This window comes from uncultured Sphingorhabdus sp., assembly GCF_937872355.1.
Classification (GTDB): Bacteria; Pseudomonadota; Alphaproteobacteria; order Sphingomonadales; family Sphingomonadaceae; genus Sphingorhabdus_B.
Genome location: NZ_CALMSV010000279.1, coordinates 1 through 25,577, shown reverse-complemented (window position 1 = coordinate 25,577; position 25,577 = coordinate 1). Strand labels below are relative to the sequence as shown.

The window sequence follows — 25,577 nt, the reverse complement described above, 5'->3', positions numbered from 1 at the left end:
ATGGCACTTGCCTGATCTTTATCGACCGCCATCTGGCGCATGAAGTGACCAGCCCGCAAGCCTTTGAAGGGCTGCGCACGGCAGGACGAAAGGTACGCCGGCCCGATCTGACACTGGCCGTGCCCGACCATAATCTGCCGACTACGGCGCGCCGCGATGCGGGTGGGAAGCGCATCCCGATCGCTGATCCTGAGAGCGCGCAGCAACTTGCGGCGCTGGAGGCAAACGCCCCGGCCTTTGGCATCCGCTATATCGGCGATGCCGACCGCGAACAGGGCATTGTCCATGTTGTCGGCCCCGAACAGGGCTTTTCGCTGCCCGGCACGACCATCGTCTGCGGCGACAGCCACACCGCCTGCCATGGCGGCCTGGGCGCGCTCGCCTTTGGCATCGGCACCAGCGAAGTCGAGCATGTGCTGGCGACGCAGACGCTGCAACTCAAGCAATCCAAATCAATGGAAGTGCGCGTAGAGGGCGAAGTCGGCCCCGGCGTCACCGCCAAGGACATCGTGCTACACATCACTGGCGTGCTCGGCGCGGCAGGTGGCACCGGTTACGTCATCGAATATACTGGAAGTGCGATCCGTAACCTCAGCATCGAAGGCCGTCTGACCGTCAGCAACATGGCGATCGAGCATGGCGCGCGTGCCGGACTTTGCGCACCCGATGAAAAGACCTTCGATTATCTGAAAGGCCGCCCCATGGCCCCCAAAGGTGCCGATTGGGACGCAGCGGTCGCCTATTGGCGCACGCTTACCACCGATCCCGGCGCGGCTTATGACAAGGTCGTGGTCATCGATGCCGCCGACATTGCGCCGAGCGTGACATGGGGCACCAGCCCTGAGGACGTCGTGCCGATCACCGGCACCGTTCCCGATCCGGCGAGCTTTGCCGACCCTTCCAAGCAGGAAGCAGCGGCCAAGAGCCTCGCCTATATGGGCCTCGAACCCGGCACGCCTTTAAGTGAAGTCGAGGTGCAGAATATCTTTATCGGCAGCTGCACCAACAGCCGCATCGAAGACCTGCGCGCGGCAGCGGCCATATTAAAGGGCCGACATAAGGCACCGAATATCCGCTGGGGCATCGTCGTTCCCGGAAGCGGCCTTGTTAAGGCACAGGCCGAAGCCGAAGGTCTCGACCGCATCTTCATCGATGCTGGCCTTGAGTGGCGCGAACCGGGCTGCTCCGCCTGCCTCGGCATGAACCCCGACAAAGTACCTGCTGGTGAACGCTGCGCCTCCACCAGCAACCGCAATTTCGTCGGCCGGCAGGGCCCCGGCGCGCGCACCCACCTCGTCAGCCCTGCGATGGCAGCAGCAGCGGCGGTAACGGGTAAGTTGACCGATGTGCGCGAGTTGATGGGGTGAGCAGTGAGCAAGAAATTCTAGAGCTCGGGGGTCTCACACTCGCACATGCTTTTCTCATCCTTACTAAGTTGGAGCCAGACGAATTACTTTGCCCGTTTGCCGTTGTTGAAGGCGAAGAAGGCCGTGAGATTCTTGAATTTCCGGCTGACACCCAGGAGATCGCGGTAGAAAATGGAAAGCGTTATCTCGAAACTCCAGAATATGGAATCTCGCGCATCGCTTTTGCACGGGATGGAAGGTGTCTGACAGAATCTCTTGAGTATATTGACGCAATCAGTGTTTCATTGCGCAATATAAAATCGGATTATGAAACCACATTCTCCCAGTTCTATCAATTTACCGATCATGGCTTGACCTTTTTAGGTGACATCGAATTCATGCTTGGTTCGGAAGCTGACAATCCAGAACAGGCAAGAATTCACAAATCTCTGATTGATGCGGGTATTGCCACGCACCCGACAGCAGCTGAACTAGTAACAGAATTGCAGGCTAACCGTTTGCCGCTACCACCTCTGCTAGAGCAAAGTGGAATGCTTCAATGAAATCTGTCTCGACTATCTCCGGCAAAGCTAATCCGTTTGCCCCGAAGAATGTGGATATCGATAACAATATCCGCTCCGCTTGGTCGTAAGGCGGTTAGCCGTCAGCGTCGGGTTTAGGCCCGGGTGCGCGCACCCACCTTGTTAGTCCGGTGATGGCTGCTGCGGCGGAGGTCACTGGCAAGCTCACCGATGTGCGTGAGTTGATCGGCTAAGTCCCACGGCGGCACATCTTCCTTTGGGCATATTGACTCAACCCCCTCGCTGCGGAATGTAAAATCACTTCAGGGGGGATTGATGGCAAGACGTCCGGCCAAAAAGAAAGCAGAGCCTACCGAACCGGCAGAATATAGGGCTGTGGTGATGGGCTGGACGCATCATGGACTCGGTTCGTCAATCGACTTGCGCATTCAGAGCACGGTCTCGAGACAGGCGCTGGACAATGACCAAGTCGACCGCCATCATTTTTTAATGACGCACAATCAGGCGCTGCTGCTGGCCAAATATCTGCTCGATGCGACCGGCCAGGAACTGCCGCAGCGGGTAAAGCCATCATTTTGGCGGAGCTTCTTGCCAAAGCGGCAAAAATAGACTTGAGGTCGGAATCAATAGCGAATTGAATTCGACCTCAAGACCGAAGCGGACTGATTCCAAATGAACCCCGTCTCCACCATAGCTGGCAAGGCCTATCCGTTCGGCCTCAAAAATGTCGACACCGATGTCATAATCCCGGCTGCGTGGCTGAAGACGATCAGCCGTTCGGGGCTGGGCAAGGGCGCGTTTGAGGCGTTGCGCAAGGAATCCGGCAATCTGTTCGACAGCGCCGAATATGCAGGCTCCCCGATATTGATCGCAGGGGACAATTTCGGTTGTGGCTCCAGCCGCGAGCACGCCGCTTGGGCGCTGGCTGACATGGGCATTCAGGCTGTAATTGCGCCGAGCTTTTCTGACATATTTTCGGGCAACGCCTTTAAGAACGGTTTGCTGACTGTGGTGTTGCCGCAAGAAGCAATTGACCGGTTGATGGAGGTTGCCCAAACCGATCCCATCCACATCGACCTCGAAAACCAGGTGGTAACAACGCCGTTCCAGGATCGCTTCACCTTTGAAATCGATGCGTTCCGCAAGCATTGCCTGCTGAACGGCCTCGACGAAATCGGCCTGACGCTCGCCAGCAGCGATGCGATTTCCGCCTATGAAACCAAATTAAACACAGAAAAACCGTGGCTGGTGCCACAGATGATTTGAGGAGAGAAAAATGAAAGCGTTGTTGTCGACCGCCACCGGCGGCCCGGAAACTCTCGTGCTTGGCGATCTGCCCGAACCCGTTGCTGGCCCCGGCCAAGTTGTTGTTGCCGTAAAGGCCTGTTCGATTAACTTCCCCGACACGCTGATCATTGAAGACCGTTACCAGTTCAAGCCACCCCGGCCTTTTGCTCCAGGCGGCGAAATTGCCGGGTTTGTCGATTCGATTGGTGAAGGTGTGACCGGCTTTGCAGTGGGCGACCGCGTGCTCGCAGGATGCGGCAATGGCGGGCTTGCGGAGAAGATCGTGCTGGGCACGCACAATCTCTACAAAATGCCCGACGAAATGTCGTTCGAGGAAGGTGCCTCGCTGCTGATGACCTATGGCACCAGTGCGCATGCCCTGAAAGATCGTGGCCGGATGAAACCGGGTGAGAGCGTTCTCGTGCTCGGCGGCGCGGGTGGCATTGGCATTTCGGCTATCGAACTCGCCAAGGCCTATGGCGGACGTGTCGTTGCTGGCGTTTCAAGCGAAGCCAAGGCGCAGGTGGCACGTGAGGCTGGTGCCGACGATGTCGTCATTTATCCCTATCAGCCGTTCGATAAGGACCAGTCGAAGGCCGTGGCTGAAATGTTCAAGGCAGCAGCAGGACCCAATGGCTTTGACATCGTTTATGACACGGTCGGCGGCGATTATTCCGAACCCGCCGTGCGCTCGATCGCATGGGAAGGCCGCTTCCTCGTCGTCGGCTTCCCGGCCGGTATCGCCAAGCTTCCGCTCAACCTGACGCTGCTCAAAAGCTGCGACGTCTGCGGCGTGTTCTGGGGTGCCTATACCGCACGCGAGCCAGAAAAGAACCGTGCGAACATCATGGAGCTGTTCGAGCTGTACAAGGCAGGGAAAATCAAACCGCGCGTGTCGGAAACCTTCCCGCTCGAACGCGGCGGAGAGGCAATTGCCAAGCTCGGTAACCGCGAGGCGGTCGGCAAGCTGGTTGTCACCATCTAATCCTTGCAGGCGCGGCCCTTGTTTGGCAGGGGCCGCGTGACTATTTTAAGCCTGTAGCGCCGAAGGATTCGAGCATGACCACTTTTGATGATCGCGAACACGCCTTTGAAAATAAATTCGCTCGCGATGAGGAATTCCAGTTCAAGGTAACCGCCCGCCGTAACAAGCTTGTCGGTCTGTGGGCTGCCGAGAAAATGGGTCTGACCCCCGAAGAGGCCGATGCCTATGGCAAATCCGTCGTGCAGGCAGACTTTGAAGAAGCCGGCGACGAAGATGTCATTCGCAAACTGCTCGGCGACCTGACCTCGGCTGGTGTCGAAGCTGACGAAGCCGCGATCCGCGCCGCGCTAGACGCCAAGCTGGTGGAAGCACGCCGCCAGTTCATCGAAGAGGCATAAGGGAATTTCCCATGCCGATGGCGGCTGAAGATATTGAAGGTATGATCAAGGCTGCTCTTCCCGATGCAGCGGTCGAAATCACCGATCTGCGCGGCGATGGTGACCATTATGCTGCGCGCGTTGTCAGCGAAACTTTCCGCGGGATGCCGCGTGTGAAGCAGCATCAGACGGTTTATAATGCTTTGGGTGGCCGGATGGGCGGCGTGCTGCATGCACTGCAACTGACCACTGCTGTACCCGAATAAGGAGCGAAGAGTATGAGCGCGCACGAACGTATCGATGAACTGGTGAAGAACAACGACGTCGTTCTGTTCATGAAGGGCAGCCCCCTGTTCCCGCAATGCGGTTTTTCGAGCCGCGCGATTGCCATCCTCGATCACCTCAATGTCGAATTTGCCAGCGTCGATGTGCTGCAGGATCAGGAAATCCGCCAAGGTATCAAGGAATATTCTGACTGGCCCACTATCCCGCAGCTCTACGTCAAGGGCGAGTTTCTCGGCGGTAGCGACATCATGATGGAGATGTACGAAGCGGGCGAATTGCAGGAACTCGTCGAAGAGCATGGCCTCGCCAAAGCGGGATGATATAATCGGGTCTGGTTGCTGACTTTGGTCCAAATAGCGATTTAACCATTTCTAATATCGTGTAACTTTGCCATGCGAATCGCAAGGGGGCGGTGCGATGCCAAGGGGCGAGGATTTCGATTTGGCTAAGCATGAACGGCGTTTTGCTGCGTTCATCAGCTACAGCCATGCGGATGCCGATTTTGCCGCCAAGTTGCAACGTAAGCTGGAGCGTTACCGGCTGCCCAAACAAGTCGCCTACACCCGCGCGGGAAGTGGCGCGCAGATCGGGCAGATATTCCGTGATCGCGAAGACCTGGCAGCCGCACCCAGTCTTTCGGATGCGATCCGCGATGCCCTGAGCCGCGCCGAGGCGCTGATTGTGCTTTGTTCACCCGACGCCAAAGCATCGCAATGGGTTTCCGAAGAGATTCGCCTGTTCCAAAGCCTGCATCCGGATCGACCGGTGCTGGCGGCGCTGGTGCGGGGCGGACCGGCGGAAGCGTTTCCGGAGGTTTTGAGTGAGGGCGGGCTTGAACCGCTTGCAGCCGATCTGCGCAAGGAAGGGGATGGCCCGTCGCTCGGCTTCCTCAAAATTGTCGCCGGGATTGCAGGCGTTCCGCTCGATTCGCTGGTGCAGCGCGACGCTCAAAGGCGGCTTCGTCGCGTGACGTGGATCACGCTGGGTGCCTTGGCAGCGATGCTAATCATGGGCGTGATGACCTTCTTCGCTATTTCCGCCCGCAACGAAGCCGCCCGGCAGCGTGAAAGCGCAGAAGAGCTCGTCGAATATATGCTCACCGATCTACGTGACGAGTTGAAAGGGGTCGGTCGACTCGACGTGATGGACGATGTGAATCAGCGTGCGATGCGGCATTATGCCCGCCAAGGCGATCTCGCTGCCCTTCCTGCCGACTCGTTGGAACGCCGCGCCCGAATTTTGCATGCAATGGGTGAGGATGACGGCCGTAGCGGCAACCTCTCAGCAGCGCTCGCGAAATTCCGCGAGGCGCACCGCACCACCGAAGCGCTTTTGCGCGCGGAACCGGAAAATCCCGATCGCATCTTTGCCCATGCCCAAAGCGAATATTGGGTCGGGCAGGCCGCTTGGCAAATCCGCGACCGCGCGACCACCGAACTGCATTGGCAAGGCTATGTGACCGAGGCACGCAAGCTGCTCGAACTTGACCCGGACGAGGCACGGGCGAACCTTGAAATGGGATATGCCCTCGGAAATTTGTGCGACTTTTACTTGCGCGACAATTTCGATGTGAAAAAGGCGATCGATTTTTGCCGCAGGTCGATCGGTTTCGAACAAACGGCATTGCGCATCGCCCCCGAACGGACGGAAATCAGCATCGCACTCGCCAATCGCTTTGGCTGGCTTGCCGATGCCCTGTTGGTCGACAAGGCCCATAGCGAGGCCCGCAAGGCGCGATTGTCCGAACAATCCATTATCGATGCGCTGGTTGCCAAAGACCCCAGAAATTTCGAACTGCGTTTCAGGCAGACCTGGCCATCTTTTGGCCTCGCAACGATCGAAATGGATTGGGGAAATCCGCGACTTGCCGTCAACGAAACCACGCGGATTGTCGGCACCTTAAGGTCCCTTGTCGCCGAAGAGCCTAACAATGTTGAAGTCCAGCGCGCTTTGGCCCGCAGCCATTATGCACGCGCCAAAGCCTTGGCCGAATTCGACCCGGCGAAGGCCCGCACCGAACTGAACGAAACCCGTAAGATCATCGTCGAGATCGAAAGAGCCAATCCGCAGGGTCAAGCTCTGTCAGGCTTCTGGAAAGCAATCAGTGAACTCGAACAGAAGCTGGATGATAGGTAGCTTGCAAACGTAATCCTGGCGCAATTGTTCAGGGCAAACTAGGGAGAAAGAACATGGCTTCAGGACCGCAATGGGGCAAAGATCCGCACGAAAAGAACCCGTTGGGAGCGGCATTCCAGCCGGAATATGTCTGCGTCATTTATTTCAGGTTCGACGATCCCAAAAAGACCATGGTCCGGCAGGGTTATTTTGCCACCGCCGACATTCCCGCCGGGAAAACCGAGAAACAATTTGCCGAAATGATGCTCAAGGAAGCTGCCAACGCAAAAAGTGCGAAGGACTGGCTGAACAATCCGACAGGGGACAAACGCAAGGAGTTCAACTTCAACGGCTTCACCTTCGGCCACACTGCGCGCATCTATATGCTGGTCGATAACGACAATGTCCGATTTGACGACCGAAAGGTGGGCCTCGGCACATCGGACGAAAAATATGCCAATCTTGTCCGTTTCACCGAATTTCGTGTCGACAAGGATGCGCCCGATTTCCGGCTGATCCCGGCCAATCAGAATTTCTCTTTCTTCGCGGCCAGCCTCACCGAACTGTCGGGTCGCATGGGATTGGTGATGGACAATATCTACCAAACTGAAGATGGTCGGGCTCCGTCGAAAGAAGATCCGCGCATCTATTCCATGAATTTCCACCTGATGTGGGATGCAGTGGATAAGGAGGGCAATCTCACCAGCGTTCCCATCGTCATCGATCCCGACGGCGGCAATGTCGGCAGCCGGCCTTGATCGCCTTCGATAACGCAATCAGCACAAATCGGCACTGATTGGAACCAACCGATGAAAGCCGACGCCCTGAAGATGATCCTTGCCCTGGCGCGCGCCGGAGCGACTTCGCGGGCGTGGGACCAATTTGTTGCCGCCGGATTTGATCGGGATGAAGCAGATTTTCAGGCACTGACCCTGAAAGGCCGTTTGCTGAAGGACAGAGCGCGACAGGCGTCCGCCAATACAAGACCCACATTGTTCGCCCGCGCCGGTGATGCTTATGAACGTGCCGCGATGTTCGGAACGGCTAGCTATCCACTGGTCAACGCAGCAGCGATGGCACTGCAAGCTGGCAACAGTGTCAAGGCAGGCGAGCTTGCCGGAAAAGTCCTGCATCTGATCGAATCCGGTACCGAACCCGGTGAAACTCCATATTGGGGTGAAGCGACGCGCGCAGAGGCAATGCTGCTGCTGGGGCGGTTCGACAACGCCCGAGAAAGTCTGGCCAAGGCGGTGCGACTGGCACCGCAGGCATGGGAAGACCATGCGGCAACGCTGCGACAGTTCGCGCTAATCCTTTCCGAATTCGGCGAGGATGATCGTTGGCTCGACCAGTTCCGCCCGCCATCCGCGATGCATTTTAACGGCATTCTCGGAATCGCGGCCGACGATGAAGCTGCACGCGATGCGATAGACATGGCGGTGAAAGCCATAGCACCGGGTTTTGCCTATGGCGCACTCGCCGCCGGAGCCGATATTCTGGCTGCCGAAGCGGCAGTTTCCATCGGTGCCGAGCTGCACATCGTCCTACCCTCCCAACCCGATGACTTCAGACAATCGTCGGTCGAACCTTTGGGGGCCAACTGGTCGCAGCGTTTCGACGCGCTGCCCGACCCCGCCGATAGCATAACCATTTGCGCCTCCGATGACACAACCAGTGCGGCCGGCGTTACCCTTGCAGAGCTTCATGCCATGGGCCTTGCCGTTGAAAAGGCCGCACAATTGCAGGCCAAAGCTGTTGCGTTGCGCATCGAACCCGCCGATCGCCCGGCCCTCGGCGATCCATGGCTGCATTCGGGTCGCCCGATTCTTCACGTTCCGGTGACCGCCGATCCAGCCAATTCTGGCACGCAGCTTCCCGCAGGGTCGCTGAGATTTGATGTCGCATTGGAAGGCTCCGCCCCGCGCAGTTTCGACGCCTTTGACGACGCTGTTCAGGCGATAATGACGTCTGATAGTGCGCGCGCCGCGATTGACTGCCGAACTGGCGATGCTGTCCATGTACAGGCCCTCCTCCCCTACAGCGCACATGGCATGGTGGCTGCCAGCCGCAGCGCGGCATTAGCGTTGTTGGCAGCTGGATTGGCGAGCCGGATCGAAACCATCGGGGAAATGGCCTTTCCCGACGGCCCGATCGAGCTTTGCCTCGCCGCATTGACCAGGCCCTCAGGATGAGTTCGCCCAGCGATAACAGCATGTCGAGTCGCAACGACATCGCTATCATCCAGAGCTGCTTTGTTTGCCAGCAAGACAGTGCGGAACGGCTGGCCGCTATCATGGTGTCGCGCAGCTATGCCCATCGGTCGGTGGTTGCGAATATGGGTGATCCATCATGCTATCTTTATTTGGTGGCCGAAGGCGCTGTGGTTGCAGAAATCTACAGTTTTGACGGACAGCAAGCGCAGTTGACGCGGCACGGCCCGGGAGAAATATTTGGCGCTTACCCCGAAGTAGCAACGCACCGATCGGCCTTTGCCGCATGCGGGGCCACACGCCTGCTTGCAGCACCCACGCAAAAGCTCGCCGATTTAGCTACCGTCGACGGCGACGTCGCCAGGGGTGTGGCAAATCTATTGGCTCGACAGCTCGATCTGGTTCTTGATCGTATGGCGGCGCGCATCGGCCTGAGCGCCACTGGCCGATTTTACCGCGCGTTGTTGCAACTGGCAGATGAAGACGGCCTGATCCAACCTGCGCCAGTCATCGCCGCATTGGCGGTCAGCGTGCATACAACGCGCGAAACGGCTTCGAGAGCGCTGGCTTCCGTTGTAAGGCGAGGCATCGTCGAGCGGCAAGCCGAAGGGCTGCACATCGTTTCCCGCCGTATGCTCGAAGAGCTTATTGTCTAGGGTCAGGACCTAAAGCTTATGACCGGTACGATCGCGCTTTGTCGCCAGATAATGCGCATTGTGCGGATTTGCGGCGATTTTGAGCGGCAGGCGTTCGGCAACCTTGATGCCCTCGGCTTCCAAGCCCGCAACTTTTTCGGGATTGTTGGTTAGAAGGCGTACCTCCGAAATCGACAACAGCCGCAACATCTGCGCCGCCACCGAAAAATCGCGTGCATCTACGGCAAAGCCCAATCGGATATTGGCGTCTACCGTATCAAAACCCTGATCCTGCAGCGCATAGGCGCGCAGCTTGTTGACGAGGCCAATCCCGCGCCCCTCCTGCCGCAAATAGAGCAGCACGCCCCATTGCGCATCGGCTATCTGGTGTAGCGCCTCGTGCAATTGCGGCCCGCAATCGCATTTGAGGCTGCCCAAAACGTCACCCGTCAGGCACTCACTGTGCAGCCGGATGACCGGCGGGCTGCCATCACGCTGGCCAATGACGAGCGCGACATGGTCCGCCGCATCGGCGACCGAGCGATAGGCCACCAGCTCTGCATCTTCCGCAGCCGAAACCGGCAGGCGCGCCCGCGCGGCGATGCGCAGATTGTCGGCATCCTGGAAGGCTGCAAGATCGGCAGCGGCGAACTCCGCATCGGCATCCACTTCAACCAGAAGGAACGCAGGCAGCAACCCTGCCTCTCGCGCCAGCTCCATCGCCGCCTGAGCGGCCTCGGGCTGTTCGAGTGCCAAAGCAGCGAAAGGCCCTTTGAACGGATAACGCAGGTCGAGCGAAGGATCGGCAATGGCCAGTGACAATGCGGCATCCAGATCGGATGGTGGCGCTATCAATACCGGCAACTGCGTGTCGGCTGCCGCAAACTGGTTGGCGAGCTTGAGCGTGGCGGCGCGTGCGGATGACAGCAATATGCCTTTGACTTGGTGCCCGGCAAACAGTTCTGCCGCTGCCCCGGTTTCGATAGCGACCAGTGTCAACCCGCCGACGCGCACCGGCCAGCCGCGCCGCAGCGCGTCAATGGCACGGGCCGCGCGCTTGGCGGCTGCATCACTCAAAGACGGAATTCCGTTACGATAGGCACATGGTCCGAAGGCTTGCCCCAGCCGCGGCAGGGCTTGTGTACGACATGGGCGTGCGCCTTATCTTTCAGGTCAGGCGTCACCCACATATGGTCGAGGCGTCGGCCACGGTCAGAGGTTTCCCAATCCTGCGCGCGGTAGCTCCACCAGGTGTAGAGCTTCTTTTCGGGCGGGACGAATTCACGAGCCAGATCAATCCAGTTTCCCGCGCTCTGCAGCCCGCACAGCGCTTCGATTTCGATCGCTGTGTGGCTGACGACATTGACCAGCTGCTTGTGGCTCCATACGTCGGTTTCGAGCGGCGCAACGTTGAAGTCACCGGTCAGGATTGTGGGTGCCGAAACCGCGCTCGACCATTCGGTCATCCGCGCTAGAAAATCGAGCTTTTGGCCGAACTTCACATTTTGCTCACGGCCCGGAATATCGCCGCCTGCGGGCACATAGACATTTTCCAGCCGAACACCGCCCGCAATCTCAACACCGACGTGCCGCGCTTCGCCATTGGCCTGCCAGTCATGTACCTGTTTGTTCGCCAGCGACACCTTACTAATGATCGCGACACCATGATGCATCGGCTGTCCATTGATGACTATATGGTTGTAGCCCAACTGGCGGAACGGCCCTTCCGGAAATTGCGGATCGGCAACCTTGGTTTCCTGAAGGCATAATATGTCAGGCCCCTCGTCGCGCAGGAACCGCTCGACAATATCGATACGGGCGCGGACCGAGTTTATGTTCCAGGAAGCTATACGAAGGGTGGTTGCCATGGCGGCTGCTTAGGGGCGGGCCCCGCGCACGGCAAGGGGGGAGCGAGCCAAAAAAGCAAAACCCCCATCCCGGGGGCATTTGGGATGGGGGTCGAGCTTGCGTTCGTCACGCTGAAACCGAAGGGAGACCTGAGTGCTACGGGCAACAGGGGGAAAACCGCGCAGCCGTCTAACCTTCGATATGGTCAATCTAGGGTGATTTTCCTGTCGGTAAGATGAACAGGACCGTTCAGACTATCGACTGGTCGGCTTGGTGGCTCAACTCACCGATGAGTCATCTCAGCTCTTGCGACGCGGTCGCGGATCGCGCCAGCTGAAGCTCGACTGTGCGATCGGCTGGTTGAATTTCACATTACCGAGTCGCACAGTTGTGCGGTTATTCTTCGAATCAAGTGCGACCCAGCCGTTGAGCGTCAGCCCTCCTGGCGCTCCTGCCTGTTTGGTAAAGATCATCGTCATCGTACCATATTCGGGACGTTTGGGATCGCGCACTTCGACACTGATAACATTCGGATTGGATGTCGCCACACGCTTGCCGAACCGGGACAAATCCTTGCCTGGGTCAAGCAGCGCCGCAAGCGGGCTGTTCTTGATCGGCCAACGCTGCACCTGCTTCACCTCATAATCAACCATGGTCAGCGCCTTGCCGTCTGCAACGATCAGTAACGGCACACCCTTTTGATATTCGAAGCGCACATGGCCGGGGCGCTTGAGCAACAATTTGCCGGTCAGGCTTTGTCCATTGCGGTCGGTCTGGGTGAAGGTTGCGTTCATCGTGGACACAGCCTGCATGTGACCGACAACCTGGCTCAGGTCGTTCGATTGTTGTGCTGGCGCGCTGGCAGCCGACGCCATCAGCGCGGGGACGAGCAAAAGTCGGGAGAAAGTATTGGTCATATCTATTCCTTGGCTTTTGCCAGCGTGGGTAGCAACGCCGCATTGAACCGATTCTGAATATCAGAACGCGTTAGATCGGCTCGCCATTACGATCGCGCAGCACTTCGCGCCGCCCGATATGGTTCGGGGCGCTGATATAGCCGTCCTCTTCCATCCGATCGATCAGGCGCGCGGCGCTGTTATAGCCGATGCGCAGCTGGCGCTGTATCCAGCTGGTTGAGGCCTTCTGGCTTTCGAACACGATCTGGCAGGCCTTGCGATAAGTCGCATCCTCGGGGCTGTCGTCATCACCCAGGCCATCGAGCGCAAAGCCGCCATCTTCAGGCTCTTCGGTGACTGACTGGATATAGTCGGGTTCACCCTGGCCGCGCCAATGTTCGGCGACCTTGCGGACCTCCTCGTCCGAAACAAACGGGCCGTGGATACGCGTCAGCCCGCGCCCGCCTGCCATATAGAGCATATCGCCCTTGCCTAGCAGCTGTTCGGCACCCTGCTCGCCCAAAATGGTGCGGCTGTCGATTTTCGAGGTGACATGGAAGCTGATGCGCGTCGGCAGGTTCGCCTTGATCACACCGGTGATGACGTCGACTGAGGGGCGCTGCGTCGCCATGATCAGGTGGATACCCGCAGCACGCGCCTTTTGCGCGAGGCGCTGGATCAGAAATTCGACTTCCTTGCCCGCTGTCATCATCAGGTCGGCAAGCTCGTCGACGATCACCACGATCTGCGGCAAAGGCTGATAATCATGCTGCTGCTCTTCATATTGCGGCAGGCCGGTCATCGGATCATAGCCGACCTGAATCTTGTGACCCAGAGGTTGGCCCTTGGCCTTGGCTGCAAGTATCTTTTCATTGAAGCCCTGCAGATTGCGCACGCCAACGGAAGACATCATCCGGTAGCGGTCCTCCATCTGCTCGACCGCCCACTTCAGCGCGCGGATCGCCTTGGCAGGTTCGGTCACGACGGGCGCAAGTAGGTGCGGGATATCGTCATAGATGCTGAGTTCGAGCATCTTGGGATCGATCATGATCATCCGGCACTGGTCTGGCGTAAGCCGATAGAGCAGCGACAGGATCATGCAGTTGAGGCCAACCGATTTACCCGAACCAGTAGTACCTGCGACGAGCAAATGCGGCATCGGTTGCAAATCGGCGACCACAGGGTCGCCCGAGATATTCTTGCCAAGAATGATCGGCAATTGCCCTTTTTGGTCGGCAAAGGCAGTCGACGCGATCATTTCCTGTAGCACCACCGCCTCACGGTTGTGGTTAGGCAGTTCGATGCCGATGACCGTGCGGCCCGGAACCGTAGAGACACGGGCGGAAAGCGCGGACATGTTGCGCGCGATATCTTCGGCCAGTTGCACGACTCGCTGTGCGCGGACGCCGGGAGCGGGTTCGAGTTCGTACATGGTGACGACCGGACCGGGGCGGACGGCGACGATTTCACCCTGTACCTTGAAGTCATCGAGAACCGATTCGAGCAAGCGCGCGTTCGATTCGAGCGCCGCCTTGTCTAGCTTGGGCGCCGTTGAAGGCGGCGGGGTATCGAGCAGGTCGAGCGACGGCAGCGTGTAATTACCAAAGAAATCGCCCTGTTTGGCTCCGCTGGCAAAACTGGCCTTCTTTGGCGCGACTTGCCGTTCGGCGATTTCGGGCGCGCGACGCGGTTCACGCTCGACTGGCTTGCGCGGAACGGGATCGGCGACGAACTCAGGCTCACGTTGCGGAACCGAAGCATCGACGGCGAGCCGTTCGGATCCACTTCCCAACGAAGGCATGGAGATTGCTGGTATCGAGAATAACGGGCGTTCAAGTTCGAGCGAGCGGGTGACAAGCATGATTCCGCCTACGACCGAGCCAATAATCGCTACCCACCGGGCAAGATTGCTCCAGCCTTCTCCGAATTTGGCGATTAGCGCGCTATAGGCTCCATCGAGCAGCAACGCCGGTGTCCCGCCCCAACCCGCAGGCAGACCAATGTCGCTGCCATGCTGCCAATGCGCGAGACCGAAACCCAGGATTAATATCCCCGAAAGGCAGAGCAGCAATTGCCGTTTCCAGCGCGGCTGCGGCACATCACGCCACAGGCGACGGGCATAGACCAGCAGCAAAGGGAACAGCAGGATAGCCGGAAGGCCAAAGGTGAACAGCGACGCATCGGCGAGATAAGCTCCACTTTGCCCCATCCAGTTGTCATTGGCGCCCTCTGCCGCGCTGTTGAAGGCATTGTCGGCGGGTGAATAGCTGAGGATCGAAACCGCATAAAACAGCGCGAAAAGGCCAACAACACCCGCACCGATGAGTGCGCCACTGCGCAGCAGCGACTGACGCATCATTTGCCGCCAATTGGCAGGTTGGAGTTTGGAGGAACGCGATGCCATATGCTGTTTGCGACGCCTGTTAGAGTGAATACACACCTTTTCGCGGAGGCGGGACTCCCCGTCAAGAGTCCGCAGTTTTTCCGGCCTTTTCAGGGGCCGAATTCGGGCCTAGAGCATCGTCTCGTGAATAATACCGTAGTGCTGAGCCTGTCGAAGCACGCCTCACAGGTTAGCGCTACATCTGATAAGCGCCCTTCGACAGGCTCAGGGCTACGGTATTGATTCAATCCCAAGAATAATTTGACTGCGATTCCCCATGTCCAAGACTCAATTTGCCGACATTGTCATCATCGGAGGTGGGCTCAACGGCCTTGCCCAAGCGCTTGCCTTGGTGGTGCACGGCGTCACCTGCCCCGTCACCGACCGTGCGGATCAGGCCGCGATGCTCGCGCCACATTTTGACGGTCGTGTTTCCGCCATTTCGAGTTCAAGCATGAAGCTGTTCGAGGCTATCGGCCTCGGCCCCGCATTGGAGGGGAAGGGCTGCCCGATCGAACAGATTTGGGTCAGCGACGGCCTGAAGCCCGGTTCGCTCGATTTCGTGCCGGACGCGGATGATGGATATCTGGGCCAAATGTTCGAGAACCAGCTGACACGGCGCGCGCTTTATGAAGCCGCCTTAGCTCGCCCGGAGATCCAGCTGCACATGCCCGCCGAGATCGCATCTTCAAAAACCGACGAAGCTGGTGTGCGCGTCGAACTCAAAAATGGTGATGTGCTGACCGGGTCGCTTCTGGTGGTCGCCGAAGGTCGCAAGAGCGTGTCGCGCGACGCGGCCGGAATCCGCCTCACCGAATGGGATTATGCGCATGAGGCAATGGTGACAGCCATTTTCCATGAAGAGCCTCACAAACAGGTCGCTTACGAGATTTTCTATCCCACCGGGCCATTCGCCATCCTGCCGATGCTCGATGATGAAGCGGGACGGCACCGTTCAGCGATTGTCTGGTCGGTATCGCGTGCCGAAGCTCCGGTTTACAAAAAACTGTCACCGCGCGGGATGGCGCACGAGATTGAAAAAGCGATGGGTGGCCTGCTAGGCGACATAGAGATGAACGCACCGGTCATGGGCTACCCGCTCAATTTCCAGCACGCCAACCGCGTCACCGATACGCGCATGGTGCTGGTCGGCGACGCGGCGCATGGGATGCACCCGATAGCAGGGCAAGGCCTCAACCTCGGCCTGCGCGATGTGGCTTGCCTGGCGCAGGTTGTGGTCGAGGGCATGCGGCTAGGCCTCGATCCCGGAGATACGCAAATCCTTGAACGCTATACCCGCTGGCGCAGCCTTGACGTGCAAAGCGTGATGATGGCGACCGATCCGCTCAACAAGCTGTTCGGCATCCCCGGCAAAACCGCCTCCGCCGCCCGCCGCCTGGGCCTCGCTGCGGTTCAGCGCATGAAGCCGCTCAAAGACTTCTTCATGGCTGAAGCGCGCGGAGAGTCGGGCAATTTGCCCAAGCTGTTGCAGGGATTGACGGTCTAACTCGCAGTCACAGGCACAAGTCGGATTTCGACGCGACGGTTCTGGGCACGTCCCTCTTCAGTGGTGTTGCTCGCCTTGGGCTGGCTTTCACCATAGCCCTTGGTGGCGAGCCGTGCGCGTTGCACGCCGCGGCCCGCCAGATAGTCGGCAACTGTTGAAGCGCGCTGTTCCGACAATGTCTGATTGAAGGCATCAGTCCCGACCGAGTCGGTATGTCCCATCACATCGACATAGGTCTTTTCATATTCGGTGAGCGTTGCGCCGACCTTGTCGAGAGTGGTGCGGAATTCGGGGGAAAGGTTGGCACTGCCCGTGGCGAAGGTGACTTCAGAGGGCATGTCGAGCACCAACTGGTCACCGTCACGGACAACCTCAACACCTGTTCCGGCGGTTTGCTGGCGCAGTTTCTTTTCCTGCTGGTCCATGTAATAGCCAACGCCTGCCCCCGCGACCGCGCCAATGCCAGCCCCGACAATCTTCTCGGTACGGTCGCGTTTGCCGCCGATCAAATCGCCCAGCAGATAGCCACCTAGCGCACCACCAACACCGCCAATCGCGGCCTTCGAAATGCGTTTTTCCCCGGTTTCAGGGTTGGTCGTGCAGGCTGTCACTGACATGGCAGTAATCAGCAATGCAGCGGCAATTTTGGAACGGCGTGTCATGGCACAATCTCCTTTTCTGTCAGGGATATTGGACCACATCCAAGCTGAACCGAAAATGACGAAAAAGGTAAATTCAACCCCTTCCGCGATAGGGGGCAACCCCCTGATCGGGCAGCCACAGCCCTTCGGGCGGCGCCCCTGATTGCCAGAAAACGTCGATCGGAATGCCGCCGCGCGGATACCAGTAGCCGCCGATGCGCAGCCATTTGGGCTTCATTTCATCGAAAAGGCGCTGCCCGATACCTACTGTGCAATCCTCGTGAAACGCCGCATGATTGCGGAACGAGCCGAGAAAGAGCTTCAACGATTTCGATTCGACGATTGTCGCATCCGGAGCATAGTCGATGACCAGATGGGCGAAATCAGGCTGGCCGGTCACCGGGCAAAGCGATGTGAATTCGGGTGCGGCAAAGCGGACAAGATAGAGCGTTCCCGCACGTGGGTTGGGCACATAGTCGAGTTCCGCCGCATCGGGGGTTTGGGGCAAAGCGGCATTCTGGCCCAGAAATTTGGGATTCGGTGTGTCAGTCATGCGGCTTGTCTAGCGCTTTGCACAGCCTATGTCATTCCCGCGCGCTATTCACTTGGCATTCAGCCGATTGGCAACTCAAGGAAGGCAATGACAAAAAATATTCAGGGTTGGATGCTTGCCGGCGCAGCGATGCTGTTTGTGCCCGGTCTTGCGTTCGCGCAGGAAGCCGGCACGTCCCAGGATATCGGCACCTCCACCCCTCCGGAATTGCGGGACTTCCGCCTTGATACGCCGCCACCCCAGCCAACTCCGCAGCAGGCACAGCCGCAGCCCGAATCGACCACGGCCGTGCCACCGGCTGCGGAAAGACAACAGCCATCACCGGAACAGAGGGCAGTTCGCGATCCGCAAAGCCGGCAGCCCGACGCGCAAGCGGATCGGCGGTCACAGACAGTTACCGATACCGCCGCCGCTCAAACACCGTTGCAGGACAGACCGGAATCCGTGAGCGATGCGGTCCCGTCGGTTGACGCTGACTCCCAGCCCAGAGCGGAAAGAGCCCCGGTTGTCGCTGGCGATTCGCTATCCGAAGCACAGTTACCTGACCGGCTATGGATAGGGGCGGTGATCGCCGCATTGCTTGCCGCACTCGCGTTCGCATTGTGGATGCGTCGGCGCAAATTAAAGGCACGTGCAGCGCAGACAGCGGAATTACCTAAATTGCAGCCATCCCCTCCTGCGCGGCTTGAAAAGCCAAAGTCGCCTGTCACTCCGCCAGCGCCAAAGCAGGATGCCAGCCCGCCTCCAACCGTGAACGGCGCGGCGCCGATAGAAGCGGCGTTCAAACCTGAGGCGGCGCAGCTCAGCATCGCCAGCCTGTCGATCACCGGCTCCCTCACCCTCGTCAACAAGGGCGACGCGCCGGTCGATCAGTTGCTGCTGCGTTCGCATATGATTTCAGCACAAACCGGCCAGCGAGAAGCGATAGCGGCTTTCCACCAAAGCAATGCCACGGGATCGCGGCAGGCGTTGGGATCGCTTGCAATAGGGGAGCGGATTGATGCGGTCATCGAAATCCGCTTGCCACGAAACGAGCTGGCGTCCTTTCGCTGGACCGAGCGTGAATTTGTAGCACCGATTGTGCTCTTCAACTTGTCCGGGTTGGTGGAGGATCGCAATGTGGAGGTTCGCCTGTCGCAATTGATCGGTCGCGAAGGGCGCGACGCGGCGGCACGAATGAAGCCGCTCGCCGTCGATCGAGGGCCGAAGCGTTTCACCGCCATATCCACCCGCCCTTTATTTGCGTGAAATTCCGGCCTTTAGCGCTCGACTAGGCCCGCAAAGCGGCATATCGTGCACTGCACAAGAATCGCTTCAAGCGGGCAGAGTCGGACGAAAAGGGAACGGGCAAAATGGATTTACTGGTAAGCACCGAGTGGCTGGCGAAAGAGTTAGGCGCATCGGATCTGCGGATTGTCGACGCCACCTGGCATATGCCCGACGCAGGCCGCAACGCCGCTGCCGAATATGAAGGCGGCCATATTCCCGGTGCGGTCTTTATGGACCTTGCCGAAATCGCCGACAGCAATTCCAGCCTTCCCAACATGCTACCCCCGCCCGAAAAATTTGCCAGCCGCATGCAATCACTCGGTCTTGGCGACGGCAGCCGCATCGTTGTCTATGACGACAGCGTTTTCAAATCGGCAACCCGCGCCTGGTGGATGCTCACGTTATTTGGCGCGCATGATGTAGCCATTCTCGACGGTGGCCTTGCCAAATGGAAGGCCGAAGGCCGGCCGCTCGAAAATGGCAAGCCGTCGCTGCGTCACCGACACTTCACCGTCTGGAAAGACGATAGCGGGGTGAAAACCAAGGCAGATATGCTCGCCAATCTGCACAGCAAGGACGCCGTTGTCGTTGATGCCCGCGGCGCAGGCCGCTTCACCGGCGAGGAAACCGAACCACGCCCCGAAATGGCGTCGGGCCATATTCCGGGCAGCCGCAACCTGCCTTATTCCAACCTGTTCAACCCCGATGGCACCTGGAAACAGGGTGCCGCATTGGAAGCCGCCTTTGCCGAAGCAGGCGTCGATCTCGACAAGCAGATGATTACCACCTGCGGTTCGGGCATGACCGCAGCTGTCGTGCTATTTGGCGCGCGCCTGACCGGCAAGAAAGACGTCGCGCTCTATGACGGCAGCTGGAGCGAATGGGGCCTCGACCCCGATACCCCCAAGGAAACCGGCGCGGCCTGAGCCGTAAGCCAAACAAACCAGCCTTGATGTTAAGCGCTTGAAGCCAAGCGCGAATCGTTGCATCCTGTCCATGGGGAAGATGGACAGGGAGAGAGCATCATGGCTGCAACCGGCCAAACCCCAATTGCGCCTTATACGGTCGCAAACAATCTGACATTTGCCGATTTGCGTGCAGCGCTTGCCGCAGGCTGGCGCGATTTTCTCGCCTATCCGGCGTTCGGCCTGTTCTTCGCCGCCTTTTACGCCATCGGCGGGGCGGTGCTGGTCTATGGTCTGATCAAGCTCGGTGAGGGCGCTTGGTCGATCCCGCTGATTGCGGGATTCCCGATTATTGCACCCTTTGCAGCGGTCGGCCTGTATGAAGTCAGCCGCAGGCGGCAGCTCGGGCTACCCATCAACTGGCGCGCGATCATCTGGGCATTGCGCGGACGCGGCGATGATCAGGTGTTGATGGTCGCCGGAATAGTCTTCGTTGCCTTCAGTTTCTGGATGATTCTGGCGCACGGCATATTCGCGATCTTCATGGCGGAATCGGGGATTGGCGCTGAGAATGTCGAAATGCTGCTGCAACCCGTAGCCATCGCCATGTTGCTGGTCGGCAGTTTCGTCGGTGCGATTTTTGCCTTCGCTTTGTACGCGATCACGGTGATGAGCCTGCCGATGCTGTGCGACAAGGATGTCGACTTCATCACAGCGATTATCGTCAGCCTCGGCACTATCCGGTCGAACAAAACGGTGATGATCGGCTGGGCAGCAATCATTGCCGCCAGCACATTTCTGGCGATATTACCCGCGTTCCTCGGCCTGTTTGTCGTGCTGCCAGTGCTGGGCCATACGACCTGGCATCTTTATGTGCGCGCGGTCGATGGCGCTGCTCTCGACAGCGCAGGGGCTTAGCGGCTATCGAGCGGCATGGCCGAACCCAAGCATCCACAGAAACCCGATACCAAGATCATCACCGGTGGCCGCCGAAAGGCGCTGACCGGAGCGGTGGTCAACGCGCCGGTCTGGCGTGCGAGCACGCATCTGTATGATGATGTCGCTGCGTTGGAGGCCGGTGACAAGACCAATGAGGATGGCCGTTTCTTTTATGGAAGGCGCGGTGCGCCAACCCAATGGTCGCTCGCCGAAGCGCTGACCGAACTCGAACCCGGCGCGCATGGCACAATGCTCTATCCGTCAGGAGTCGCCGCGATCGCGGGCGCGCTGCTGTCGGTGCTGCAGCCCGGTGATGTGCTGCTAATGAGTGACAATGCCTATGATCCCAGCCGCAGTTTCGCGCAGGGTTTCCTCAAACGTTGGGGGGTTGAAACACGTTTCTTCGATCCGCTGATCGGATCGGGAATATCGGAGCTGTTTTGCGACCGAACCCGTGCAGTGCTTATGGAAAGCCCCGGCAGTCTGACCTTTGAGGTGTCGGACATCCCCGCCATCTGCGCCGCCGCCAAGGCGCATAAGGGCCAGCGCGATATCGTCACCCTGCTCGATAACACCTGGGCCACGCCTTATTTCTTCACCGCGCTCGACAAGGGCGTCGACATGGCAATCCTCGCTGCAACCAAATATGTCGTCGGCCATAGCGATGTGATGGCGGGGGCGGTGACAACAACCAAGCGCCACTGGCAGGCGCTGCGATCGACCGCGCAGACGCTGGGGCAAGTGCTATCGCCCGACGATGCCTATCTCGCCGCACGTGGACTGCGCACCATGGCGGTGCGGCTCAAGGCGCATGAGGCGGCGGCGCTGGATATTGCGCATTGGCTGGCATCGCTGCCGGAGGTAGCGAGCGTGTTGCATCCTGCCCTGCCTTCCTGTCCCGGCCACATCATCTGGAAGCGCGATTTCACCGGATCGTCGGGGCTGTTTTCTTTTGTCTTAAAGGGCGACTGGAATAAGGCGGCAAAGTTCATCGACACGCTCGAACTGTTCGGCATCGGCTATAGCTGGGGCGGCTTTGAAAGCCTCGCTTGCCCGAAGCGCCCTGAAAAATACCGAAGCGCGACGCAATGGGATAGCGATGGCACCGTCATCCGCCTGCAGATTGGTCTGGAGGATGTCGAGGATTTGAAGGCGGATTTGGAGCGAGGATTTTCCGCTATCGCTGGCTAGCCGCTTGCTGCGATCAGCCTTTTGGTTGCCTCTGCCTGCGGGTTGGCAAACAGCTCCTCGCGGCTTCCACATTCAACAATCCGCCCCGCCTCCATCACCGCGATCCGGTGCGCCGTGCGACGCGCGAGCGCGAGGTCGTGGGTGATGAACAGCATCGATAGCCCACGCTCGCGTTGCAGCCGCCCGAACAGCGAAACGACACCGTCAGCCACCAACGGATCGAGCGCTGATGTGGCCTCGTCGAGCAAAAGCATTTCGGGATTGGCCGACAGCGCCCGCGCAATCGCCACGCGTTGCGCCTGTCCGCCGGAAAGCGAGGCCGGTTTGCGAGAGGCAAAGTCACGCGGCAAACCCACTTCCTCAAGCAGATCCTGTGCAGGGCGATGCCGCTCAGCGTCCGGGGCAAGCCAGCGCAATGGTTCGCCGATGATATCCGCTATGGTCCAGCGCGGATCGAGGCTCGCGAGCGGGTCCTGGAAGACTGGCTGGATCAGACCACGATGTTCGGCGCTTCGACGCTGACGTGGCGGCAGCAATTCGCCTTGCCAGCGAACCGTTCCCGACGCCATCGGCCCCAGACCCGCAATCGCCCTACCGAGTGTGGACTTACCCGAACCCGATCCGCCGACCAGTGCCAAGGTCTCGCCCTTGGCCAAAGTCAGGCTGGCATCTAGGACCGCATCAAGCCGGCCACGGCGCCAACCGGGCTTGGGGAAATGAACATGGGCACCTTCCACTTCCAACAGCACCTCGCCAGTTTCGGGCAGAGGCGAGAGCGGCTCGGACAGGCGCGGGGTCGCGGCCATCAATCGCCTGCCATAATCGGTGGCCGGTGAGCTAGCGATCTGCTTTGCCGAGCCGCTTTCCGCGACCTTTCCGGAATCGAGCAGCAACAACCGGTCGGCATGATGTTCGATGCCTGCCAGATCATGGCTGACCAGCAGCATCGCCATCCCCCGTTCCCGGCACAGCCGGACGAGCAGCGCCATGATCTCTCCGCGCAGGGCTGCATCCAGCGCGCTCACCGGCTCGTCAGCAACCAGATAGCGCGGCCCATGCGCCAGCGCGGCCGCGATCAGCACGCGTTGCCGCTCACCGCCCGATAGCCGGTGCGGATATTGGGCAAGCCTCTCTTCGGGGCGCGATAACCCGACCGCGTCCAGCATCGCGACCATCACGTCCGTGGTCGGCTTTGCACCTCCAGCCTGCGTCGCTGCTTCGTGCAAATGCTGGCCGACCGTGCGATGCGGGGTGAGCGCGGTCAGCGGTTGCTGAAAAACGAAGCCGACCTTCTCCGCGCGTATCCGGCTCAATTCGCGCTCCGGAAGGCCAACCATGTCGATGCCATCTAGCCTCGCCGAGCCGCTGGCGACTCCGGCGCTGAGGCCAAAAGGCGTCATCGCGCTCATGCTCTTGCCCGCGCCCGATGCCCCTGCCAGTGCTACGATTTCGCCGGGGGATAGGGTGAAACTGATGTCCTCGACGATTACATGATCACCAACGCAAACGCGCAAGTTCCGGACGACATAGCCCTCGCTCATTTCGTCGCGTCCGCAAGCCGGTCACGGAAACGCTCCCCGGCTATGGTCAAGCTGGCAATTAGCAGGACGAGTACGCCGCCGGGCAACAGCAGCGCCGCCGGATTCATGTCCATTTCCTCCGCCCCCTCATTGACGAGGATGCCGAGCGAGGTCAGCGGTTCCTGCACGCCGAGGCCAAGGAAGGACAGGAAGCTTTCGATCATCACCACATGCGGCACGGTCAGCATCAGGTAAGCGACCGCCACCCCCGCGACATTGGGCAAAATGTGTCGGAGCAGGGTGGCGCGGGCTGGCGATCCAGCAGCTTCCGCTGCGAGGATGAAGGGCCGCTGCTTCAGGGCAATCACCTGCCCCCGCACCACGCGCGCCATCGTCAGCCATTCGACAAAGCCGATCCCCAGAAACACCAGCAGGATCGACCGGCCAAAAACCACCATTAGCAGGATGACGACGAACATGAAGGGAAGCGCATAGAGCCCGTCGACAATGCGCATCATCAATTCATCGGTGCGCCCGCCAACCCATCCGGCAATCGCGCCCCAGGCCACGCCGATCACCAGCGCGACCATTGCGGCAGCGAGCGCCACCGACAAAGTCACCCGCGTTCCAACCAGCAACCGCGCCAACCGGTCGCGCCCCAGATCGTCGGTGCCGAGCAAGTGGCCGTCGGTGAAGAGGCCGACCCGTACGCTGTCCCAATCGATCGAGGCATGGTCGTAAGGCAGAAGGAATGGCCCGAGCAAGGCGGCAAAGACGATGAGCGCGACAATTAACAGAGCAGGTCTCATCCTTCGCGCATCCGCGGATCGAGCCAGCCGTAAATGAGATCGGCGAACAGGTTGAAGAGGATGATAAGTCCGGCGTAGAGCGTCACTACGCCAAGGACGAGCGGATAGTCGCGGTTCAACGCGCCCTGCACGAAATAGCGGCCAAGGCCCGGGAGGCCGAAAACGGTTTCGATCACCACTGCGCCGGTCAACAGGGCTGCAGCAGCGGGCCCCAAATAGCTCGCCACTGGTACCAGTGCGGGGCGCAGCGCGTGGCGGCGCAGGATCGTCAGCGGCGCTATCCCTCGTGCGCGGGCGGCCCGAATATGGTCGGCACCCAATTCGCCCGCCAACCCTGCACGCGCCAATTTGGCGACCGCGCCCGTGACCGGCAAGCCCAACGCAACCCCCGGTAGCACCAGCCAGCTCCCCCCATCATTCTGCCCCGAAACCGGCAGCCAGCCGAGCCATAGGCCAAAGATCAGCGCCAGCAGCGGTCCGGTGACAAAGGTCGGCAAGGCGGTGAGCAAGGTAGCACCCAGCATCAGCACCTCATCCTGCCACTTGCCCGCGCGCAAGGCGGCCCATAGCCCGGCCGAAATGCCCAGCACACTCGCCAGCAGCAACGCGCAGCCGCCGATCAGCAACGACACTGGCAACGCCTCGGCGATCAGTCCGCTTACCGTGAAATCACGATAGACCATGCTCGGCCCGAAATCGCCCTGCGCCAAACGCGTGAGATATAGCCAGACCTGTTCGGGTAGCGACTTGTCGAGCCCATAGGCAGCCTCAAGCGCGGCGCGAACCTCGGGTGCCAGTGGTCGTTCGCCATCAAATGGCCCGCCCGGCGCGACGCGCATCAGCACGAACGACAGAACAATGATGGCAAGCAGCGTCGGTATCGCCGTCAACAGCCGCCGTGCAATCAGTCTGCCCATGCGCGGTATTTAGAGGCTTAGGGCCCCAAAGCAATTGCGGACTTCGGCGATGAACAGCTCGGGCCGCTCCATCGCGGCGAAATGCCCGCCCTTTTCGAGCTCGTTCCAATAGACGATATTCTTGTACCGCGTCCCAGCCCAGCGGTGCGAGGGGCGGAACAGTTCCTTGGGGAAAGCGCTGATCCCGGTCGGCACCTGCACCTCGGCGAGGTTCCCAACAGCAAAGCTGTGCCAGTAAAGTCGTGCCGATGACGCAGCGGTGGCGTTCAGCCAATAGAGCATGACATTGTCGAGCAGATGATCGCGGCTGAAGACATTTTCCGGATGTCCATCGCAATCGGACCAGCCGTGGAATTTCTCGATGATCCAGCACATCTGGCCGACCGGACTGTCGGTTAGTGCATAGCCCAAGGCCTG

At 59.5% G+C, this 25,577-nt stretch carries 26 protein-coding genes and 1 pseudogene; 17 read left to right on the top strand and 10 right to left on the bottom strand.

From position 1 onward, the window contains the following. The 12 genes from leuC to Q0239_RS17690 all read left to right on the top strand — a co-directional run. The coding region (gene leuC, locus Q0239_RS17745; RefSeq protein ID WP_298605337.1) for a 3-isopropylmalate dehydratase large subunit at positions 1-1,367 on the top strand (1,367 nt) is incomplete at its 5' end. Further along, positions 1,364-1,909, top strand: a complete 546-nt coding sequence (locus Q0239_RS17740) for a hypothetical protein (RefSeq protein WP_298605335.1) — start codon at positions 1,364-1,366, stop codon at positions 1,907-1,909. The genes leuC and Q0239_RS17740, both read left to right, overlap by 4 nt. A 294-nt stretch (positions 1,910-2,203) precedes the next feature. Then, entirely contained in the window at positions 2,204-2,497 is a 294-nt protein-coding gene (locus Q0239_RS17735) for a hypothetical protein (protein WP_298605333.1), read from the top strand. 63 nt (positions 2,498-2,560) lie between these two features. Continuing rightward, complete coding sequence (gene leuD / locus Q0239_RS17730) at positions 2,561-3,154, top strand: 3-isopropylmalate dehydratase small subunit (protein ID WP_298605331.1); 594 nt, start codon at positions 2,561-2,563, stop codon at positions 3,152-3,154. Positions 3,155-3,164: 10 nt separating this feature from the next. Then, positions 3,165-4,160, top strand: a complete 996-nt coding sequence (locus tag Q0239_RS17725) for an NADPH:quinone oxidoreductase family protein (RefSeq protein WP_298605329.1) — start codon at positions 3,165-3,167, stop codon at positions 4,158-4,160. A gap of 74 nt (positions 4,161-4,234) precedes the next feature. Next, positions 4,235-4,558: a DUF1476 domain-containing protein gene (locus Q0239_RS17720; protein ID WP_298605327.1), complete on the top strand. Its 324-nt coding sequence runs from the start codon at positions 4,235-4,237 to the stop codon at positions 4,556-4,558. 11 nt (positions 4,559-4,569) lie between these two features. Next, positions 4,570-4,803: a BolA family protein gene (locus Q0239_RS17715; protein WP_115550415.1), complete on the top strand. Its 234-nt coding sequence runs from the start codon at positions 4,570-4,572 to the stop codon at positions 4,801-4,803. A 12-nt stretch (positions 4,804-4,815) separates the two neighbouring features. Beyond that, positions 4,816-5,142: a Grx4 family monothiol glutaredoxin gene (grxD, locus tag Q0239_RS17710; protein WP_298605324.1), complete on the top strand. Its 327-nt coding sequence runs from the start codon at positions 4,816-4,818 to the stop codon at positions 5,140-5,142. A 97-nt stretch (positions 5,143-5,239) separates the two neighbouring features. Further along, a complete protein-coding gene (locus Q0239_RS17705; RefSeq protein WP_298605322.1) occupies positions 5,240-6,958 on the top strand; it encodes a toll/interleukin-1 receptor domain-containing protein in 1,719 nt (572 codons plus the stop codon). Positions 6,959-7,011: 53 nt separating this feature from the next. Beyond that, positions 7,012-7,695: a hypothetical protein gene (locus Q0239_RS17700; protein WP_298605320.1), complete on the top strand. Its 684-nt coding sequence runs from the start codon at positions 7,012-7,014 to the stop codon at positions 7,693-7,695. A gap of 51 nt (positions 7,696-7,746) precedes the next feature. Continuing rightward, entirely contained in the window at positions 7,747-9,129 is a 1,383-nt protein-coding gene (locus Q0239_RS17695) for a tetratricopeptide repeat-containing protein (RefSeq protein ID WP_298605318.1), read from the top strand. Beyond that, positions 9,126-9,803, top strand: a complete 678-nt coding sequence (locus Q0239_RS17690) for a Crp/Fnr family transcriptional regulator (protein WP_298605316.1) — start codon at positions 9,126-9,128, stop codon at positions 9,801-9,803. The genes Q0239_RS17695 and Q0239_RS17690 overlap by 4 nt, the downstream gene beginning before the upstream one ends. A gap of 9 nt (positions 9,804-9,812) precedes the next feature. Here Q0239_RS17690 and ribA read toward each other — a convergent pair whose 3' ends face one another. The 4 genes from ribA to Q0239_RS17670 all read right to left on the bottom strand — a co-directional run bounded on the left by ribA (position 9,813) and on the right by Q0239_RS17670 (position 14,930). Beyond that, entirely contained in the window at positions 9,813-10,859 is a 1,047-nt protein-coding gene (gene ribA, locus Q0239_RS17685; protein WP_298605314.1) for a GTP cyclohydrolase II, read from the bottom strand. Then, positions 10,856-11,650 (bottom strand): exodeoxyribonuclease III, encoded by a 795-nt coding sequence (locus Q0239_RS17680; protein ID WP_298605312.1) that lies wholly within the window; start codon positions 11,648-11,650, stop codon positions 10,856-10,858. Before Q0239_RS17680 ends, ribA begins: the two co-directional genes overlap by 4 nt. Before the next feature lie 279 nt (positions 11,651-11,929). After that, a complete protein-coding gene (locus Q0239_RS17675) occupies positions 11,930-12,505 on the bottom strand; it encodes an outer membrane lipoprotein carrier protein LolA (RefSeq protein ID WP_298605338.1) in 576 nt (191 codons plus the stop codon). A 112-nt stretch (positions 12,506-12,617) separates the two neighbouring features. Continuing rightward, on the bottom strand, positions 12,618-14,930 hold the full coding sequence (locus Q0239_RS17670; protein ID WP_298605310.1) for a DNA translocase FtsK: 2,313 nt from the start codon (positions 14,928-14,930) through the stop codon (positions 12,618-12,620). 256 nt (positions 14,931-15,186) lie between these two features. Here Q0239_RS17670 and Q0239_RS17665 point away from each other — a divergent pair, with 256 nt between their 5' ends. Beyond that, complete coding sequence (locus tag Q0239_RS17665) at positions 15,187-16,416, top strand: FAD-dependent monooxygenase (RefSeq protein WP_298605308.1); 1,230 nt, start codon at positions 15,187-15,189, stop codon at positions 16,414-16,416. Here Q0239_RS17665 and Q0239_RS17660 read toward each other — a convergent pair. Beyond that, positions 16,413-17,078, bottom strand: coding sequence for an OmpA family protein (locus Q0239_RS17660; protein ID WP_298605306.1), 666 nt, complete (start codon positions 17,076-17,078; stop codon positions 16,413-16,415). The genes Q0239_RS17665 and Q0239_RS17660 overlap by 4 nt on opposite strands. 73 nt (positions 17,079-17,151) lie before the next feature. Beyond that, positions 17,152-17,610: a preQ(1) synthase gene (gene queF, locus Q0239_RS17655; protein WP_298605304.1), complete on the bottom strand. Its 459-nt coding sequence runs from the start codon at positions 17,608-17,610 to the stop codon at positions 17,152-17,154. 87 nt (positions 17,611-17,697) lie between these two features. Between queF and Q0239_RS17650 the strand changes: the two genes are divergently transcribed. From Q0239_RS17650 to metC, 4 genes are all read left to right on the top strand, one after another. Beyond that, positions 17,698-18,858 (top strand): hypothetical protein, encoded by a 1,161-nt coding sequence (locus Q0239_RS17650; RefSeq protein WP_298605302.1) that lies wholly within the window; start codon positions 17,698-17,700, stop codon positions 18,856-18,858. 104 nt (positions 18,859-18,962) lie between these two features. Next, the gene (sseA, locus tag Q0239_RS17645; protein ID WP_298605300.1) at positions 18,963-19,805 is read left to right on the top strand and encodes a 3-mercaptopyruvate sulfurtransferase; all 843 of its coding nucleotides are present in this window, start codon (positions 18,963-18,965) and stop codon (positions 19,803-19,805) included. Between the two features lie 99 nt (positions 19,806-19,904). Continuing rightward, positions 19,905-20,702 carry a DUF2189 domain-containing protein gene (locus tag Q0239_RS17640; protein WP_298605298.1) on the top strand — a complete coding sequence of 266 codons (798 nt, stop codon included), beginning with the start codon at positions 19,905-19,907 and terminating at the stop codon, positions 20,700-20,702. Positions 20,703-20,717: 15 nt separating this feature from the next. Then, positions 20,718-21,914, top strand: coding sequence for a cystathionine beta-lyase (gene metC, locus Q0239_RS17635; protein WP_298605297.1), 1,197 nt, complete (start codon positions 20,718-20,720; stop codon positions 21,912-21,914). On the opposite strand, the gene Q0239_RS17630 is transcribed toward metC, so the two are convergent. The 4 genes and pseudogenes from Q0239_RS17630 to Q0239_RS17615 all read right to left on the bottom strand — a co-directional run. Next, the gene (locus tag Q0239_RS17630; RefSeq protein WP_298605295.1) at positions 21,911-23,455 is read right to left on the bottom strand and encodes an ABC transporter ATP-binding protein; all 1,545 of its coding nucleotides are present in this window, start codon (positions 23,453-23,455) and stop codon (positions 21,911-21,913) included. The two genes, metC and Q0239_RS17630, sit on opposite strands and share 4 nt — an antisense overlap. Further along, complete coding sequence (locus Q0239_RS17625; RefSeq protein ID WP_298605293.1) at positions 23,452-24,243, bottom strand: ABC transporter permease; 792 nt, start codon at positions 24,241-24,243, stop codon at positions 23,452-23,454. The genes Q0239_RS17630 and Q0239_RS17625 overlap by 4 nt, the downstream gene beginning before the upstream one ends. Further along, positions 24,240-25,160, bottom strand: a complete 921-nt coding sequence (locus Q0239_RS17620) for an ABC transporter permease (protein ID WP_298605291.1) — start codon at positions 25,158-25,160, stop codon at positions 24,240-24,242. The genes Q0239_RS17625 and Q0239_RS17620 overlap by 4 nt, the downstream gene beginning before the upstream one ends. A gap of 9 nt (positions 25,161-25,169) precedes the next feature. Then, a pseudogene (locus tag Q0239_RS17615) lies at positions 25,170-25,577 on the bottom strand (epoxide hydrolase); the annotation flags it as partial.